At 39.2% G+C, this 19,733-nt stretch carries 10 protein-coding genes and 1 pseudogene; all 11 read right to left on the bottom strand.

The genetic code is table 11. From position 1 onward, the window contains the following. Positions 1–47: 47 nt before the first annotated feature. The 11 genes and pseudogenes from murJ to traG all read right to left on the bottom strand — a co-directional run bounded on the left by murJ (position 48) and on the right by traG (position 19,651). Positions 48–1,619 carry a murein biosynthesis integral membrane protein MurJ gene (gene murJ / locus ACFING_RS05600; RefSeq protein ID WP_375621521.1) on the bottom strand — a complete coding sequence of 524 codons (1,572 nt, stop codon included), beginning with the start codon at positions 1,617–1,619 and terminating at the stop codon, positions 48–50. Positions 1,620–2,408: 789 nt separating this feature from the next. Then, positions 2,409–5,654 (bottom strand): BID domain-containing T4SS effector, encoded by a 3,246-nt coding sequence (locus ACFING_RS05605; protein ID WP_375630143.1) that lies wholly within the window; start codon positions 5,652–5,654, stop codon positions 2,409–2,411. A 316-nt stretch (positions 5,655–5,970) separates the two neighbouring features. Beyond that, positions 5,971–7,935: a BID domain-containing T4SS effector gene (locus ACFING_RS05610; RefSeq protein WP_375630144.1), complete on the bottom strand. Its 1,965-nt coding sequence runs from the start codon at positions 7,933–7,935 to the stop codon at positions 5,971–5,973. A 305-nt stretch (positions 7,936–8,240) separates the two neighbouring features. Next, positions 8,241–9,524, bottom strand: a complete 1,284-nt coding sequence (locus ACFING_RS05615; RefSeq protein ID WP_375630145.1) for a BID domain-containing T4SS effector — start codon at positions 9,522–9,524, stop codon at positions 8,241–8,243. 354 nt (positions 9,525–9,878) lie between these two features. Then, complete coding sequence (locus tag ACFING_RS05620) at positions 9,879–10,724, bottom strand: BID domain-containing T4SS effector (RefSeq protein WP_375630146.1); 846 nt, start codon at positions 10,722–10,724, stop codon at positions 9,879–9,881. Between the two features lie 344 nt (positions 10,725–11,068). After that, positions 11,069–12,340, bottom strand: a complete 1,272-nt coding sequence (locus tag ACFING_RS05625; RefSeq protein ID WP_375630147.1) for a BID domain-containing T4SS effector — start codon at positions 12,338–12,340, stop codon at positions 11,069–11,071. Positions 12,341–12,649: 309 nt separating this feature from the next. Beyond that, the gene (locus tag ACFING_RS05630; protein ID WP_375630148.1) at positions 12,650–14,248 is read right to left on the bottom strand and encodes a BID domain-containing T4SS effector; all 1,599 of its coding nucleotides are present in this window, start codon (positions 14,246–14,248) and stop codon (positions 12,650–12,652) included. Positions 14,249–14,581: 333 nt separating this feature from the next. Next, positions 14,582–14,737 (bottom strand): hypothetical protein, encoded by a 156-nt coding sequence (locus ACFING_RS05635; RefSeq protein ID WP_375630149.1) that lies wholly within the window; start codon positions 14,735–14,737, stop codon positions 14,582–14,584. A gap of 418 nt (positions 14,738–15,155) precedes the next feature. Next, positions 15,156–15,341, bottom strand: a pseudogene (locus ACFING_RS05640) (type IV secretory system conjugative DNA transfer family protein); the annotation flags it as partial. Positions 15,342–15,589: 248 nt separating this feature from the next. Continuing rightward, positions 15,590–17,218 carry a BID domain-containing T4SS effector gene (locus ACFING_RS05645; RefSeq protein WP_375630150.1) on the bottom strand — a complete coding sequence of 543 codons (1,629 nt, stop codon included), beginning with the start codon at positions 17,216–17,218 and terminating at the stop codon, positions 15,590–15,592. A gap of 516 nt (positions 17,219–17,734) precedes the next feature. Beyond that, positions 17,735–19,651: a Ti-type conjugative transfer system protein TraG gene (traG, locus tag ACFING_RS05650; protein WP_375630151.1), complete on the bottom strand. Its 1,917-nt coding sequence runs from the start codon at positions 19,649–19,651 to the stop codon at positions 17,735–17,737. Between the last annotated feature and the right edge of the window lie 82 nt (positions 19,652–19,733).

Here is a 19,733-nt window from a genome sequence, read left to right on the forward strand (position 1 = left end):
CTTCAATTAAGGTTATTCATTTTATTGTTTTTGACAAAGTATAGATATTATGAGCGTTTTTTCAAATTTTTAAGCGTGTGAAAAAAGGAACGGGTGTTGAATAAAAAATAGGCACTAAAATAGATCAAGAATATGCCGAGCATAATCCCTACTAAGGTGATCGCGCGCAAGAAAAAGGATGCTTGTGAGGATAAAGGAAAAGACAAAAAACCAAGCACATTCAATCCGTAATAGAGGGCTAGTGCACTCAAAAGAGTTGCCATCATGAGACATAATATTCGCTTTATCAGTTGGAAGTCGTATTTCCAATAACCGCGTTTGATAAGGACCCCCCAAAGCAACAGTGTGTTGACCCATCCAGAGGTAATTTCAGCAATAACAATGCCTCGTGCAGATAGAATAGGAAATAATGTTAAGGCGAGACCGATATTGATAAAAACGCAAATACCTGTAAAAATCATCGGTGTTTTGGTATCTTCATGGGCAAAAAAATTAGGAATAAAGACCTTAATAAGAACAAAAGCTGGAAGTCCTAGTCCATAAAGCTCTAGTAATTGTGCAACATGGTGTGTTGATTGACTGGTAAATTGTCCTCGCTCAAAGAGCAAACTGACTATGGGAGTGGAGAGCAGCAAAAAAGCGATGGATGCTGGAAGTGTTAAAAATAGCGTTAATTCAATAGAGCGGTTTTGTAAATGGTGGGTTTCTTCATGCTTTTTACTTCGCAAAGCGCGTGTTAATTCTGGTAAAAGAACGGTTGCAACGGCAATGGCGATTACGCCTAAAGGCAATTGATAAAGACGATCAGCATACATCAAAGAAGAGACAGCACCAGATTGACTAGAAGCAATATTGGTATTAATAAGCAAATTAATTTGCGTGATGCCACCCGTAATGGCTGCGGGGAATGCTAAAGTTAATAGCTTACGAACATTAGGACTTAAATGGGGCTGGCGGAAGGAAATTTTCATGCCACTTTGACGCAAAGCAAGGGCAATTAAGGTGAGTTGAATAAGACCTGCTGCCAATACACCCCAAGAGAGATTTAAACCGATATGCCAAGCGTCAAGTTTATAGATCCAAGCATAGGCAAGCACACCAATCAGAATAATGTTTAAAAAGAGTGGGGCAATGGCGGCAATAAAATAGCGTCGCAGCGCATTAAGCATGCCCCCCATCATGGCAGCAAGCGACATGCAGGTTAAATAGGGAAACATGATCGCCGTAAAATGAATTGTGGCGTTAAGCTTTGTTGCATCTTCGGTAAAACCTGGAGCAATAATGGTTCGTACCAAAAAAGGCATACTGAGTTCCATCGCAATCGTTAACAGTAAGAGCAGTGAAAAGAGAACGCCAAACACCTCTTCTGCAAACTTGCATGCCGTTTCGTGACCATCTTCAGTGATTTTTTTGGCAAAAAGAGGAATGAAAGCAGCATTAAAGGCACCTTCAGCAAAAAAACGGCGGAATGTGTTGGGAAAACGGAAAGCAGCATTAAACGCATCAGAAACAGGACCAGTCCCTAGGGCTGCGGCCATCAACATTTCGCGTACGAAGCCAAAAATACGGCTCATGAGGGTTCCGGAAGCAACTGTTGCAATTTTTTTAATCAATGTCATAAAGATATATCAACTTTGTTGTAAAAGAGAAGCGATGACAGGAGAAATAAAGCGTTTTAAATCGTAAAAATCTGATCTCTATCCTAATCAAGGATACTTTTTGAAAGCGTTTTACGACGGTGTTTATCTTTCTGTCAACAATGGTGCTTGAAGACTTTTTTATGCTCCTTGTTTACTGTTGCATTAAAATTTTTATTGTTGCCATAAAATAATTAAAATTTCTTTTTCAAACTGAAATATGGGAGTGATATCATAACAGTTTGAAGAGACATGTAGGGATATATAATGATAATTTCTCTTTATGGTGTGATGTCGTGAATAGTGCAACCCAATGCCGTTCTGTTTTATGTGAGGGGTGTGCCCCTATTAAAAGAATGCAAATAAAATAAAAGCGTGGAGCAATACGTAATTTCCATTATTTATTCATTATTTAAAAAAAAACAGCGCTTTAGATGTTTTAAAAAGTCGTAAGGCTAAGCTAAAAGGTGATGGTAAAACTGGTGATTACTTTTCACTTTTACGGCTTTATGTTCTCCCAAAATTTGTCTGCCCTCCCGTTTTAGAGATTACATAAACAAGAGGATAGGAAGATATGATCTTTCAACAGCATTTTTGCTGTTCAGGTTTCTTTTCACAGTTGATGAGGATAAAATCTGAGGAAATAAGATAAAATTACTCTCTCATGGTTTCCATTCTCGTTGAGGTGCAATTGATTTGCCGATGAAGGCAAGGGGATAAAGGCTATCATTTTTACCAGAGGGGGCGAAAAAGTTAAAGTTTATGAACCTTTTAGACATTCATTGTCATTGCTTTTGCGTGCGCCGTTTTGTGAGGTTGAATATTTTCTTGTCTTTTGGGACTCTGATTGACGTTTTCTGTCATTTTTTGCACTTTAATTGCTTCTTTATCAAGGGTGTTGGAACATTTTTTTTCATTGTTTTTCTTTATAGATTGATGCTGGATAGATTGATACTGGTTTGGTGCGAAGCGCTCATCGAATTTATGGTTATAAAAATACATGGGTTGTATATGCGGTTCTATCTCTTTTATCTGCTTGATTATTTCCATAATCTCTTTTGCTTTAATGGTTGATGTGCCAAGACTCTTCGCAAGTCTTTCAGGATTATTTTCTTTTATAACTTCATGCTCGTTTGAAGATAAGCGCTCATTGATTTTTTTGATATAAGTCCTTATCTCCCCCCTTAATTCAGGAGAGTTTGATAACATTTCTTGCTGTTGTGCTTTTGACAAGGAAAGGAGATTTTTCATCCAAGCCTTAGGCATTTCTACCGACTGTTCACACCGCCTTTGTTTTACATGATGGGTATGGAGAATGTCTCTTTCTGTTTGTTTAGAAATATTGATATAACGATCAATGGCTCTACAGAGGGGCAAAATATTTTCTTCAGCATGGGCGCGCGCGTTGTTTTTTATGCCAAATACATTGCTACCAGAAAGCTTAGAAATCGATTGGGGAGAGGTGGTAATTTGATAGGTGAGTTGTTCTCCTTCAGTATGATTTTCATGGATCATCTCAATTCTTTCCCGCAAAATATGACGATTGCCATAAATGATTTGGCACAAAGTTTCTATTTCTTTTCTTCTTGCTTGAATGGAAACGTTGTTTTTTATCCTTGTGGCAATTTCATTGTTGGTAAGGGGGGCTATTGTTTGTGCGGGGATAAGCACTTCTTGCTGGTTTTGAATTTTTGGTGCTGTAAAGGAGAGGGCGTCACCGATTTTTAATGTCTGTATTTGCTCTGGGGTGAGATCTTTTTTATTTCCCAAGATGAAAGTTCCGTTAGCATCAAGCATAAAGCCATTGGGTCCACTGCCTCTGTAAAAGCCTTTATAGGTATGACCTTCTTTTGCTGTTATAATAAGATGATGATGAATACTCTCAAGCCCGATATGTTTCATACTGTCCATGAATTCTTTTAAAATAAGTATTTTTTCTGGATTTGAGATATCCTCAAGCAGATGTTTCATTTCTTCTTTATCTTTATGTTTTAGCGATGCAATGCTGGCAAGATTCATGCGTTTTTCTGTTACAAGAGAAAAGTCGAGTGTGTGGCCAGCAACTTGCCCAAGTTTTTCAAAAAACATTCGTTGTGTGCGTCCATTACCTTCTCTGAAAGGATGCGTATAGTTGAGTTGTATCAACATTTCAGTGACATGTTCAATAAATGTTTCGCGGGTTAAGCCTTTTAAACTATTCGTTTCAGCAAGTGTTTTATCTAAATTGTCTAGACCCTCCTGTATCTGTTTTGCTGAGGCAAAAGAAATACCAGCTTTTTTCATCATTGGCATATAAGCAACGGTACCATCTTCAAATGTAAATGGTTTTTCGCGTGTTTGTCCGGCCCATTCAAAAGTATTTTTAAATAGGGTGTGATGAATATATTGGAGATATGTGGAGGTTAGTTTTTGTGGTGGCGCTTCTTGGCGCAGATGAATGATTGCTTTTGTTGTATCATGGGCACATTGCACTTTTAATTTTCCATAGTCTTTTATTCCATATTTATTCTTTAAGGTGATACTATTGGGATAAAAGAAATTACGATGTATTGTCTTATTTTCTTCGGTTTCAGGCGGTGATGATAATTTCTCCTGTAAGGTGAGAGGGACGGTGTCCGTTTTTCTTGTACCAGTATCCCAGTATGCCATTGCTTTTTTTGGGGGCTGTTTTGTTCTTTCTTGATGATCAGAGCGTGTTTCCTTTGTCATTTTGACAGATATTGGATTATTTGTCGCTGTATTACTGCTCTGTAAAATGTTTTTTTGAAAATCTTTTTGCATTTGCCTCATAGCGGAAGCCGATTGAGCAATTGGTTGTGCCATTTGTTCTTTTTCTTGTTCTTGCAAACTTTGGGGCATAACTTTAACGCTGTCATGTAAAGCATGAGGGGCAATACACGGTGAAAAATGGGCTTGTTCTTTTTTCTTTGTTTGAATGGATGCGTTGTCTTTGCTCTTTTCAGTTATTTCATCGTTTTTAAGAGTGGCTCTTTTTTCTTCTTTTTCTTCTGGAAGCAATGTTTTTTGCTGGGTTTTTTCTGGGTTTTGAACTTTTTGTGCTGTAAAGGAGAGGGCATCACCGATTTTTAATGTCTGTATTTGCTCTGGGGTGAGATCTTTTTTATTTCCCAAGATGAAAATCCCGTTGGCATCAAGCATGAAGCCATTGGGTCCACTGCCTCTATAGGTACCATGATAGGTTTCTCCTTCTTTTGCAACGACAGCGAGATGATAATTTTTTTCATCCAATCCAAGCTCTCTCATAGAGTTGGTGAATTCTCGTAAGAGGAGCAATTTTTCTGGATTTGAGATATCTTCAAGCAGATGCTTCATAGGCTCTGGGTTGCCATGTTCCATGGCAGCGGCGCGGACAAAGTCTTTACGTTTTTTGCTCACAAGAGAAAAGTCTAGCTCATGTCCTGCTGCTTGAGAGAGTTTTTCAACAAACAGTCTCTTTGTGCGCCTATTGCCCTCTCTGAAAGGATGCAAGTGGTGCAAATCTATCATTATACTAGCTGCTTGTTCAACGAATTCTTCGCGCGTTAAGCCTTGTAAATTATTCTTTTCAGCAAGCGTTTTATCTAACTTTTCTAGTCCCTCCTGTATTTTTCTGCCAATCGCAAAAGTTTTTGTAAATTCTTTTCTTTTCAAAATGGGCATAGAAGCAACAGTGCCATCTTCAAATGTAAAAGGCTTTTCGCGTGTTTGTCCGGCCCATTCAAATGCATGGGAAAAGAGGCGTTGATGAAGGTATTTTAGATAAGAGGCATTAAACTGCTCTGGTAGAGGTTCTTGGTGCAGTTTTATCATTTCTTTTTTTACATCATTAGAACAGCATTCTTTTAATATTTCTTTATCTTTGATGCGGTATTTATTTTTAAGCACCTTGCTATTGGGGTAGAAAAAATTTTGCGCTTCTTCATTGATTTGCTTTGAAATGGCTGCATTAATTACAGAGTGTTGTTCTTGCAATTCTTCCTGTGTAGAGGAGGCACAATGTTCTGTGTTTTCTTTCATGCATATTTCCTTTCAAATGGTAACATTATTTTTGAAATCTTCTTTGTTTACATTTTTTGCCTTATATTATTTTCATAGCGTTTTCTTCAAAGAAGAATGCCTATTTGAATGATTGAAAAAATTGATCTTATTCGCATGGAACAAAGTTAAAGTTTATAATTTTGAAGTATTATCGTGAAATTTTATCAATGAATTCTGTAAAATAATGGGGTGTCTTATTCAAAAATTTCTGTATTTCATACACCGTCTTTGGTGCAATCTTGGCAAGATAATTGCACCAAAGTTTTGGATAAAAAGCCAACAATTAGGAGATTTATCACGACAAAGCCATTGCTTTTGATGTTTCGGCTCTGCGCGGTCGAACATGCGGCTGGTCTTCTTGTCTAGAAGTTGCTGCAACTTCTTGATGCCGCTTTGCTGTTGAGCGTTCAGGCAGCTTCGGGGGCTGCGATAAGCTTTGCTGCTTTTGTAATTTTTTATCGAGATCGGTAAGTGGTTGATGACGTTTTTGTTGTTCTTCCTGATGGTTTTGCACAATGGTTTCTCTTAACTGTTTTATCGTATCAGCATAATCCTTAATGGCGGTACAAAGGGTAGGAAGATTTTCTTCAGCAGCTTTGCGTGCTCCGTTTTTTACGCCAAGGTTTTTTCTACCAGCAAGTGGAGCAAAAGATGTAGAATCCTTTTCAATTTGAAATACAAGCTCTTCTCCCATCTCTGGAATTTTGTGCATATCTTCTAGTCTATATTGCAAAATAAATGGATCCTTATAAACAATTTGGCACCAATATTGGATCTCTCTTTGACCATATTGAACCGATGGATCTTTTTGAACTCTGCGGGCAATTTCCTCATTTGAGAGAGGCTTTATTTTCTTTTCTGAATTGAGCGGATTTTGTAAATGTTGATTTGTTAGCTCTTCCTCTTGTGCTTGTCGCTGATGTTGTTGTTCCGTGTGAGAACCTTGTAAAATATTTTCACTTTTTGTATATTTTGAAGTATACACATAACCGTTAATGGCAGCACATAGGGTGGGAAGGGCTTCTTCAGCTTGTTTGCGCGCATGATTTTTTATGCCAAGAACTTTTCTACCAGCAAGCTTAGAAATAGACTTAGGCTGTTCTGTAACATCCCATAAGAGTTGTTCTCCCATATCAGGGTTTTCTTTAATTTCTGCAATTTTTTCTTCTAAAATAAGTCGGTCGCCATAAACCTTTTTGCACAAAAATCGTATCTCTTCTTGATATGCTACGAGCAATAGCTCTCTTTCCATTGTATTAATAGATGGTTTTTGTTCGTGAGACGGTTTTGGTTGTTCAATTGCTGTGTGTGGAGAGGCAGGCTTTTGGACGACAGTATCGCTTTGTTTTCTGTTTTCCATACGGTGCGATTTTCTTGAAGGCGGGATGGCATATGTTCCACTGTCTTGTGATGATGAACTGCTTTGCTGCCTGACTTTCATATGTGATGGTGTTTTGGGTCTAACACTTGGTTCGTGTGTTTCAGGATTTTGGATTTTTGTGCCGTTTTGCACTCTGTCTCTCATGCGTGGGGGTGTTTGCGGAGCAGGCGTTGCATAGAGATGTTCTCCCTCTTGAGCTGTTGTTTTGTTTTGTTGCTTATCTTTTGCGCGTGGAGGTCTTTGTGGAGCTGCTTTTGTGTGCGGAGAGGAATGTTCTTGGATTTGTGAGCTGGTGATTTTTGTGCCGATTTGTGCTCTTTCTCTCATGCGTGGGGGAAGGGGCGGAGCCACTTTTGTCTGTAGAGAAGGGGATTCTTGAGCAGTTGGTTTGTTTTGTTCTCTATCTTTTGCACGCGGTGGTCTTTGTGGGGCCATTTTTATGCGCGTGGAGGGGCTTTCTTGGGTTTCATGCTTTTGGATTTTTGCGTCGGCTTGTGTTTTTTCTCTCATGCGTGGAGGAGGGGGTGGAGCCACTTTTGTCTGTAGGGAGGGGGACTCTTGAACTGTTTGTTTATGTTGTTGTCTCTCTTTTACACGCGGAGGTTTTGGTGGAGCTGCTTTTTTTTGTGGGGGAGGCGTCTCTTGGTTTTTGGCGTTAGGAGGCATTGTGCTGGTTTGCATTGGGCTTTTCATACGAGGGGGTGGTGGTGGAGCAACTTTTGGGTAGTGTGATAAATTTTCTGGGCGTTTTTGTACAGTTGGTTTTGGCAAACTTTGAGAAACTTGGGAAGGAGGGGTTCTGGTGGGGGATTGTTCAGCCGGTTGTTGAAATTTTTCCATCATTTCGGTGATAAAAGGGGAGGGATTTCTTTTTTTCATGCATGTTCCTTTCAAACTCTTCCAATATTGTTTTTAAATACTATTTAAAAATGTACGTTGGTTTTTATTCTGTTTTATGCTTTTTCATTTGCTTTTATGAGAGAGGATATGAAACTGAATGGTCTCGCACGATTTGACTCTCTTAGTGCAGATCATGATCACTCTCTAAAGATTGTTTTCTCCAGTGTTTGGGTTAAGGGACGGAAAAATAAATTTTGTTTCAATTTTTCTCTCTTTCTTGGCGCAAACACCTCTTTCCTGTGTTGCGCCAAGACGTTAGATTCAACGTGAAAACTTATGTCTGTTTAGCTGGCAAAAGCCATCGCTTTTGGGGCGGCAGTTTTGCGAGGACGAATATCTGTTTCTCTTTGTTGCGTAGAGGGTGTTGCTCCTTCATGCGTTACTATTGAAGGCTCAGGGCGTTGAGCAGTCTGTGAGACGCTTTGTTGTTGATGCAAATTTTGCGTTCTGTCAGAAGATGCTTCATTGTGTTCTTGTTTTGCCTGCTGAGTTTTTGAAAGGCTCTCTCTTACTTGTGTTACAGCTGTTGCATAATTGTCAGCGGCGTCAATGAGGTGAGAAAGACCCGCTTCAGCATGTCTGCGTGCTTTATTTTTAAAGCCACAAAAGTTACGACCAGTGTATTTGTTAAAAGACTGAGGATTTCCGGCAAGTTGCTGTGCCAGCTGTTCTATTGTTTCAGGGTTTTGGAAAAGCTCTTCTGTTTGTGATTGCAAAATGTTTGCGTTCCCAAAAACAACAGTGCACCAATATTTGATTTGGGCATGGTGTCTTCTGACTTTTGAATGTTGGTGAATTTTGGTAGAAATTTCTGTCTCTGAAAGCGTTTCTTTTTCGCGATGATCTGGTTTTTGCAGAAGTTTAGCGACGGCTTCCTTCCCCATGAAGCGTTCATAGTTTTTGAGTTCTTGCTCTGGAGATTGTAAGAGGCTCTCTCTTGCCTGTTTTACAGCTTCTGTATAACAATCAACAGTGACACTGAGAGCGGAATAACTCTCTTCCGCTTGTCTACGTGCTCGACTTTTGAAGCCCAGCGCGCTGGTACCGGAAAGTTTAGCGATACTTTCAGGATAGGCTGCCATGCGCCATGAGAGCTCTTCTCCTGCAGCGGGATCTCTTTGAATTTCCTGCATTTGTTCTTGCAAAATGTTTGGGTTACCATAGGCACTTGCGGATAAACGTTGGATTTCTTCTTGATAGGTTCGAACCAATGAATGGTGTGGAAGCAATAGAATGATCTCTTCCTCTGAGATAACTCTTGTTGCCCTCTGGGTAACTTGTGAAGGAATTGTTGCGTGTGTCGTTTCAGCTTCTTGCGGTCTTTTGGTAGAGCCGCCTCTTGTTAACGAAGCTGTTGGATTTGTTGATGCATATACAGTTTCTTCGCTTAAAAAAGATTGTCTTTCCTCATCTTCTTCCGGTATGGATGACAGTCTTTTGCTTTTTGAAGGCGTTTCTTTAGGAAGGGGGGCTGCTGCGCCTGAGACCTCTGCCGCCGCTTGTTCATAGAGCTTTATAAGTTCTTGTATTGAAGAGGATGGAAAAGGATGAGGGTGTTTTTTTTTCATGCATGTTTCCTTTCAAAAATTGTTTTAGAAAACCTCTTTGGTGCATTCTTGCCTTTTATGCTTGGATCGCTTTGAGACAAAAGAAATATCGAGCTGAATGAGCTTCCAAAGATCTGCGCTATTTGCAATCAGCTTAATGGACATTTGTGTCTTTTATACAGTTTTTTTGTGAAATATTATCAATAAGTTATCAATAGTCGGCATGAATTACAGGCGCCATTTTTAGGGCTATTTTTTGTAACATTCTAAAACAATTCTTGGCGCAATCGCGATAAAATGATTTGCGCCAAGAAACTCACTGAAAAAAAGATTACATGAAAAACAAAAACTATCTGTTTTTATGTTTATGCCCCCTTACATGGCATAAGCTATTCCTTTTTCTCCGTGTCTTTGTCGTTGAGGGCTGTGCTCTGGACTATTGTGTTCTTGTCCTCTTGTGTGATGATGACGATGATGATGATGGTGTCTCTCAACTTGCTGAGAATTTTCTTGATGGCGTCTTTGTTCCGCTAGAGGGGTTTGCGATAGTCTTGTTGCTGCGTCTTGTACAGCCTTTGTATAACCATCAACGGCATCAACGAGCGATCTAAAACCATCTTCAGCTGCTTTGCGTGTTTGATTTTTTAAGCCAAGTGTGGAGCGGCCAGCAAGTTTATGTATAGATTCAGGATTTTCAGCAAGTTGATTTGAAAGGTCTTTTCCTTTAGTGGGATCTGTAAGTATTCCTTGCAAGTGCTGCTGGAAAATCGTATCATCGCCATAAACAATTTTACTCCAGTGTATGACTTCTTCTGCATGTGCTTGGACGTGTGGATTTTTTAAAAGCATGACACTTATTTGATCAGCTGTGAGGGAAGATGAAGGCTTTCCTCTTTGGTGCGGAGCAACCGTTGTATAGTCGGTTTCAGGATCTTCTGTCCTTTGATGTTTACCTCTTGAAGAAGGGGTAACGCTGCTAACTGATGCGTATAGAACATCAGTTTCATGTCTTGGAGAAGCAACCGTTGTATAGTCGGTTTCAGGATCTTCACTCCTTTGAGCATGATGTCTGTCTCTTGAAAGAGGGGAAGAGGTGCTAACTGATGCGTATAGAACTTCCTCTTCTGGGGTTGGTCCGCGCTGGTTTCCTCTAGTTGGTTTATTAATTTTTGCATAGAGGGCTTCTGGATTTGCAGAAGGATGTGGATGATGTTTTTTCATACATATTTCCTTTCAATATTTTTAGAAAACCTCTTTGGTGCATTCCCCACTTTTAGTTTTGATAACTTTTATATAAAGGAAGATATCCAACCGAATGACCGCCAAAGATTTTGCGCTATTCAATATTGATATGTAATGAACATTTATGTCTTTTATACAGTTTTTTTATGAAATTTTATCAATAAGTTACAATAAATTACAGGATCCACTTTTAGAACTATTTTTTGTAACATTCTAAAACAACTCTTGGCGCAATCCCGATGAAACGATTTGCGCCAAGAAACTCACTGAAAAAGTGATTAAACGAAAAACAAAAATTGATCTGTTTTTACGTTTATGTCCACTTACATGGCAAAAGCCATTCCTTTTTCTCCATGTCTTTGTCGTTGTGGGCTGTGCTCTGGACTATTGTGTTCTCGTCCTCTTGCGTGATGATGATGGTGGTGATGTCTGTGTTCTGGGTCTCTTTCTGGACTTTCGTGTCTTTGACTTCTTTCTCTTTCCTGCTCCCGTGTAAACTGTTTATGGAGCTTTTGTGTATTATGTATATGTCTTTCAAGAGCTGAGCAAAGGGGAGCAAAACTCTCTTCAGCTTCTCTGCGGCTTGGAGATTTTACACCAAGTATTTTGTGACCTGCAAGCTTACCAGCGCTTTCAGGATTTTCTGCAAGCTCCAATAAGACTTTTTCTGCACCCTGAGGATCATCAAGGATCTTCGCAAGTGGTCCATTCAAAGCATGCTCGTTTTTATAAACAACTCTGCATCGCTCTTGGATTTCTCTTACACCATATTGAAAGTCTACGTTTTTTAAAAGCTTTGTTGTAACCACATCTTTTGGGGTTCTGGGAGGGGAGATTTTTCTTCCTCCAACGCCTTGATAGATGGGATTTTCTAGTTGTTGGGATTCTTGCCCACCTTCAGCTCCCATGCCAACCGTTGTATAGACAGATTCGAGAGGTCTTTGGGGAGAGTGCTCACCACGTTCACTAAAGTCAAGCTCTGCATAGAGATGTTCTGGTTCATGGGGATGTCGTCCACCCTGCGCACCTCCACCAACTGTGTCGTAGGGTGTTTGCCAACCTTGCGCCGCCAGATCCGTTATTGAATAGGGGTTTACGAGTCCGTCGGTGCGTCGCCCATCACTCGGTCTCCCACCAAGTCTGTCATAGGGATTTCCTAGTGGCTTTTGGGGAGCATAGGCCGTTTCTGATGGTTGTTGAAGTGTATATTGAGGTGAGGTGCGCTGTTCTTTGGGTGGCTTATTAACTTTTGCGTAGAGGTCTTCTACATTAGAAGCTCCTAGGTTTTGTTGGTCAAGTGGCTTTTTGGGAGCATAAACCGTTTCTGGTGGTTGTTGAAGTGTATATTGAGGTGAGGTGCGCTGTTCTTTGGGTGGCTTATTAACTTTTGCGTAGAGGTCTTCTACATTAGAAGCTCCTAGTTTTTGTTGGTCAAGTGGCTTTTGGGGAGCAAAGACCGTTTCTGGTGGTTGTTGAAGTGTATATTGTTGTGGGTTGCGCTGTTCTTTGGGTGGTTTATTAACTTTTGCGTAAAGGGGGGCTTGGCTCTGGGGTTGTGGGTTCTGGGGGGCTGGTTGTGGGTGACTTTTTTTCATGGCTGTTTCCTTTCAATATTTTTAGAAAACCTCTTTGGCGCATTTCCCACTTTTTGATATTTTTTAAGACAAAAGAAGAATATCAAACTGAATGGTCTCCAAAGACTTCGCGCTATTCATATTGATATGTAATGGATATTTATGTCTTTTATACAGTTTTTTTATGAAATATTATCAATAAGTTATAGTAAATTATAGGATTCATTTTTAGGACTATCTTTTGTAACATTTTAAAACAATTGGTGGGCGCAATGGAGATAAAATGATTGGTATAAAGAGTTTTGTTGGAAGGCAAAAGTTCACGCGTTTTTAGCCGGTAAGAGCCAGCGATGAGGAACGACTAACTTTCAAGCTGCGAGCTTGGCATTGTGCTTCTTGGGTGTTCTTTACAGTATTCGCAATTTCTTTTGCTTTGCTTTCCGATGTCCCAAGGAGGCAAGCTAGTCTGGTATAATCTTTTTCTTGTATGGCTTTACGATCTTCTGAGGATAGACGATTGTGTAGTTGTCGTGAAAAGGTATGGAGTTCTTGTCGCAGTGAACGAGAATGGAATAAAGCTTCCCTTTGTTGTTCTTCTGGTAAGGCAAAAAGGTTTTGTAAATTTTTTCCAGGTTTTTCGACAGTGTGGTTCAGGCGATTTTGTTCTCTTTGGTGTTGCTCTAGAATTGCATCTTTTGTTTGTTGTGTTATTGCGCCATAATTTTTAAGGGCTTGGCTGAGTTGTGGAACAGCCTGTTCGGCTTGTCTGCGATTTGAACTTTTCATGCCAAGTATTTTACTCCCAGCAAATTTAGAAATTGATTGAGGGTTTTGTAAAGTTTCATCGGCAAACTGATTTCCTAAGTTTGGAGCTGCCGTTATGATATCTAATGTTGTCTTTAAGGCGTGGGTTTTACCATAAACAGTCTTTGATAAATTTTCGATTTCTTTTCGGCTCCCTTCAACATAAGCGTCATTTGAAATCCTTTCAAATAACTCTTCATGGGTAAGAGGGGCTAATGTTTCTTTTGGGATCAGTGTTTCTTTTAAGCTTTGAACGTTGGTTTTTTGAAAGCAGAGGCGGGCACCGTTTTGTAATGTTTTGACGAGTTCTGGGGTGAGATCATCTTTGTGTCCGACGACGAAAGCCCCTTCTATTTCCATGACAAAACCTTCTGCTGAAAAACCTCTAAAGACGCCTTCATAGGTTACATCTTCCTTTGCTGCAACAACAACACGATCGTTAATTTCATCCAGTCCAGCGTTTCTCATTTGGGAGATGAATTCTTTTAAAACAAGGGATTTTTGCGGATGGGTGATATCTTCAAAAAGATCTTTCATCGGTTGGGGATTGCCATATTGCATGGCTTCAATACAAGCTACTGCCATGCGTTCTTTTGTGATGAAAGAAAAGTCAATGGTATGCCCTGCTGCTTGTCCAAGTTTTTCCATAAACATTCGATTGACGCGCCCATTCCCTTTTCTAAAAGGATGTGCGTGCTCTAGCGCCATAAAAACTTCAGCGGCACTTTCAGCAAATTCTTGGCGCGATAAACCTTTTAAATTGTTCTTCTGGTTCAGTATTTTTTCGAGTTGTGTGAGTTCTTTTTTAATCTGTGGACCGATAGCAAAAGGAATTTCATAACCTTTGGGACGCATCGCTGGCATATGGGCAGAGGTGCCGTCTTCAAATGTAAAGGATGTATCACGGGTGTGGCCTGCCCATTCAAAAGTTTCGTGGAAGAGGCTCCAATGGATTAGTTTTAGATAGGAAGCATCAAATTTTTGTGGGGGTGGTTCATGGCGAAAATTGACCGCTTCTCTGGCTGTATCATGAGCACAGCGTTGATACAGTTTTTTAGGGTTTTTGATGCCATATTTATTTTTGAGTGTTTTGGTTCCTTTATATAGATAATTTTGCTCTAACATGTAATCTCTCCTAAGTAGGTAGGGTGATGGTTGATGAGCGTCTTAAACGCTGCATGTGAAAAATTCCCCTTCGCGTATTCTTTTGAGATTTTGGTTGTTATGAGAGGGAGCACTTTTCCCTCCAGTGTATGGGATGTATCAATCGTTTTGTGATGCTTTTGAAAAGCTTTTCTGATGTTTCCTTTGTTTATTATCTTGTACTGTAAAATGCTGGTATTTAGGACGCTGATATGAATCCCATAAGTAGTCAGAAAATGGATTTTCTATAAATTGACTCTGGGTAAAATCTTCGTTTTTTGAGGTGTAAGGAAGAGGTCAAAAGAAAAATGTTGCTTAAAATTGTTTTTTTCCTTTAACAAAGTTGTTTGCAAGAGCGCTTTGATGAGGAGCGTGGATATCGCGGGTGTAATCGCTCTTGGTTAGCGGATGGTGCTGGTACTTTTCATACACAGCTCTCAGATTGGTGAATCTATGGGCAAAAGCAGTCATCAAAAATTTTTCTCCATTATGTTTTTCTTATTGTTCCATATGAATATCTTGCCATACGAACATCTCTTTTGTGTATTTTTGCAACAAAATGTTTTTTATTTTTGTATTGTTGCTCTTATTATATTGCGCTGCTTTAAGATCCATAAGAGAGGAAACCCTTTCTTTGGTTGGGGAGAAAAGCCTTTTTCAGCGCTTTATCATTAAAATAGAACACTTTATGATATCGTAAAGGGGGAAAAGCTTGTATAAGAATGATTTATTCATTTTGATGTATATCTTAAATATTTTTTGGGAAAAATCGATGTTCTTGAGTGTAGGTGTTTTGAGAGTTGTTGTCTCAAAGATCAACCGTTTTTTTTAAGTCTTGATATTGGTGATTAGCGTTGTGAAATGTTTTTGCTTGTTTGTAGGGGATAAATTATAAACAAAAAGCTTTGGGAGCAAAGCGGTTTTTTGCAGCTGCGGCTAACATTTCTTTCCTTCTGAAATAGATGGCGCAACCACATCGCGAAGGGGAGCCTTGCATCAGAATAATTTGTTCATCTTGACGCATTTCTCGGATAACTTCGTGGGGTAAAATGAGTGCTCTTTTTAAAATATTCATATAACCACGAAAATCGACTCCATCTAAGACAAATAAAATAGGCTTTTGTAGCTTTCGTCGGTAGTAATCATGACGTTTAAAAGGAATTAACAATTATCCTGTCCAATTGCTTTGGATATGGTGTATATGCTATGTGCAAAATTGGTGGTAGGGCGCTTAAGTAGTCTGTTTTTTGCATGTATGATAAGAATATTAAAATATCTCTTCCACATAGGTGTTTAAATCAAAAAAACAAAGTTTCATATTTTTTAGTTGGCCATAGCAAGTGTATTTGAACGATTTTGTGTGCGTGTGTAGAATTGGCTATGAGCGTTCCTTGCTTTTTGAACAATGTCGGTAATTTCTCGTGCTTTCTGTTCTGATATACCAATACTTTGTGCAAGTGTTTCATAATCTTTGTTTGTGATCGCACTACATTCGTTTGATGAGAGACGATGTTCTAAACTGTTTATAAAAGTACGGAGCTCTTGGTATAATTGAGGAGATTGAGACAAGATTTCTCTTTGTTTTTCCGGTGATAAAGCAAAAATATTTTGCAAGTTTTGACTGGGATTCTCTACCGCTTTTCCAAGGCGTTCTTGTTTAATTTTATGGTCTCGAGTGACTATATTATAGGTAGCTTCTACAGTATACACATAATTCTCAATTGCAAGAGAGAGCACATCAAGATAATTTCGAGCGTGTACACGTGCCGGATTTTGTAGACCGCATATACTAAAACCTGCAAGAGGAGAAACAGAGTGCGGTGCCTGTTTAATCTGATTAGCAAACTGTCTGCCTAATTCTGGATTTTTAATAATCTCTTCTATCTGTTCGTTTAATACGTTTGCGTCACCATAAACAGTTTTTGCGTAAGCTCGGACTTGCTTTTGAGCTTTGAGAACGTAACTATCTAGCGCAACTGTTTTGGCACATTCACTTTTTGTGAGAGGCGCTAATGTTTCTTTTGGAATAAGCGTGTTTTCAAGCTCTTTGCTGTTGGGGGCGGTAAAGGTAATGATATCACCAGGTTTTAGTGTTTTTAATCGTTCTGGTGTGAGATCATCTTTGCTACCAATGATGTAAGTTCCTTGCATATCGAGTATAAAACTTTCTGAATAACAACCTTTATAAGTTCCTATATAGGTTTCTCCTGCCTTTGTTGCCATAACAAGGCGATCATCCACGTTGCGTCCCGTATTGTTTACGTGGTCCATAAATTCTTTTAAAAGACGTATTTTGGGGGGATTGGAGATATCCTCAAAAAGATCTTTCAACAGTTGTGTATTGCTATATTGCATTGCTTCGCTACAGGCAGCCATCATACGTTTTTGTGTGACAAGCGAAAAGTCAAGCTGATGTCCTGCAGCTTTGGCAAGATTTTCAAAAAAGACTTGTTCTGTGTGCTCATTGCCATCTATGAATGGGTGGATTTTGTGAAGAGAATAAAATAGACTCGTTGCTTCCTTGACAAATTCTTCGCGTGTTAAGCCTTGCAAATTGTCTTTTTCGGCAAGCGTTTGATCTAATTTTTGTAAGAGTTCAGGGATTTCTTCACCGGTTGCAAAATTATTGCCCCATTCCATTCTTTTCATTTCTGGCATGGCGGCAATGCTATCGTCTGTAAATGCGAAGGGGATATGGCGCAGATGTCCAGCCCATACAAAGGTATTTTTAAACAATTGTTGGTGGATATGGCATAGATAAGTTGAATTAAAATATTCTGGCAGGGGTTCTGCACGCAGATTGATCATGGCTTTTTGCCTATCATGTGAGCATTTTTCCAGAAAACGTTTTAAATCTGTTTCTCCATATCTATTTTTGAGAATTTGGGTACCAAGATAGATATAATTATGGGGTGAGGGAATTCCTTTTGTTTTTTCTTTTGCTTTGGGCATTGTTACATTCCTTATAATGTTACATTGTCTATGAGAGTGTGTTAAACTTTTTGTTTGAAAATCCCCCACGCATATTGTTTTGAGATGTTGAGACTTGGGTGAGGAAAAAATCCCTCAAATTCGTAGGTGTTTTTGAGTGTATCAATCTTTATCTTGGCATTTTTTTCTTTTACTGAGAGAGAATGGTTCATTTGGGTTGTTTTCATGCATATTGTCTTTTAATTTTTTTGTAGAAAAATTTCCCTATAAAAGCGGTGCCTTCAAAAGTTTCCTGATAGGATTCTCAAGGCATAGATATGATTGGTATTTATTATTTGGAGATGAGGAGAGTGCTTTATAAAGAAAATTGGCATTGGTAAGCACAGGCATAATACCATCATTTAAAGACTTTTCCCCATATTTTTCTTGTTGTATCAAGCGGGAATTCCTTCTTTATAGGCTTTTATGAGATAGAATCTCTGCTTTTATCCTTTGATGTTTTTGTTTTGATGCATTGCCTCCATTAGAGGGTGTTTTTTAGTTTTTCTTTTGTGGAGCAAAGCGGTTTTTTGCAGCTGCGGCTAACATTTCTTTTCTTCTAAAATAGATCGCTCGACCACAACGTAAAGGGGGTTGTCCTTGCATCAGAATAATTTGTTCATCTTGACGCATTTCTTGAATAACTTCGTGGGGTAAAATCAGGGCTCTTTGTTGGTAATTGACGTTGTATGAACTCTTTCCTAAAGATAAACCTCTTGATTTGTTTGTTCCGGTTACTTCAACGGTCATTTGGCCACAGCGTTCTGAAATGTCTTTGGCAGTTTGGAGATCTTTAATGGCAGCATAGCTGACAAAGGAACAACTTTCAAACCATGAACGTGCTCCTGCTTCTCCAAAGTGGTTGACCAACTGGCCTGAGGATTGATAGAAGAGCATCAAGGATGTACCGTATTTACGTCCACGGTCGCGGGCTTCTTCTAAAATATTCATATAGCCTAAAAGATCAACTTCATCTAAGACAAATAAAACACGCTTTTTATAGTTACCGTCTGCTGTAACCATGGCATTGAGAAAGGCGCCAATAATCACACGTCCAATAGCTGGATAACTGTTTAAAATGCTTGCGGGGAGATTGAGAAAAACATCTGTATTGCCATTGGTAATATCTGAGGAAAAAAAATCATCTCCGCAGACAAGATCTGCATAATTGGATAAAGAAAGCCATTGGGTGTCTTTTGAGGCGGTGGTATAAACCCCTGAAAAGGTTTGCTCTGCCATTTCTGTAAAAATACCAACCATTTCACGAATAAAAGGAGAAGGTGTTGTTTCTTGAATCATGCGTAATTGATTAACAACAGCTGTTTCTGATTGAGAGAGAATACCACGCAATGTTTTTAAATTGCGCTCGCTGTCTTCATATTCATCAGAAAATACAACATGAGCAAGAAGAGCTGTTAATAGATTATGGGCTTGTGTTGAGAAATATTCCGCTGAAGAATTATCTGATTTTTTATCTGTAAGAAGCAACTTTGAAAAGCTTACAATATTTGCTTCGCGTTGTGTGCGTGGTACGCTGTCGTCTAAAAGCCAATCGATGACATTAAAGTTTTTTGTTAACAATGAGTTGGGATCGAGAACAATGACATTTCTATTTCCCATTTTTTGACGCGCAAATTTGACCATTGGGGCAACTTCTGTTGAAGGATCAAGACAAATAATAGACCCTGGATAGGTTAAACACGTGGGAACTACTGTACTTGTTGTTTTATAGCCACCAGAACCAGCAAAAAAGATCATATGAGTTGAACCAAAATCAAGATTAAAGGTTAGCAAAGGGGCTGTTCCACCCTTTCCCCATGTTGTTTTATTGCCAGGTGCAAAGGGAATGTTGCACACATTATCTTGATCGACACGGTATCTTTCACCCACAACAATTTGCCCATTGGCAGGAAAGATTTTTGCTGCCTCTCTTAAATTCATCCAAGCGGCCTCACCAAAAATACCTTTTTTTGCACGCTTGACCTTACTTTTAGGGGGAAGGGTTGTTACGAATTGAATGATGGAAAAAAAAACACCAATGATGATGCCAAAAACAACCATGGGGTCCATGAATTGAAGAGCATAGCCCCATGTTATTCCTTGTTGGCCAACATAGGGACTTAAACGTTTTATTTCACCACTAATATAGTAAAGAGCGGTTGTTCCAAAAAAGACAACGGAGACAAAAGTGATCATTTTACGCAGGTGCAGTTTTTGCGAGAGACTATACAACAATGAAACAGCAGCCGTTAGTGCTAAGACTAATAAAGGCTCAGAACGAAGTGTCCAATAAATTTGATCGCTTTTTAGTCCATTTGTTATAAACAATAAAAAATGAGGGACAAGGAATATCGTTAAAGCACCTAAAGCGATCGGTGTTAAAATGAGTACCATTTGTGTTTTGGTATATTTCATTGTATTTTACTTTCAATTCTGTCAGAATATGTTGCGAAGTGCTCTTTTCCCGTTGTGTGATATGAACTCTCATCTCTTTTTG

This window comes from Bartonella sp. AP150HLJHH (assembly GCF_042196385.1).
Classification (GTDB): Bacteria; Pseudomonadota; Alphaproteobacteria; order Rhizobiales; family Rhizobiaceae; genus Bartonella.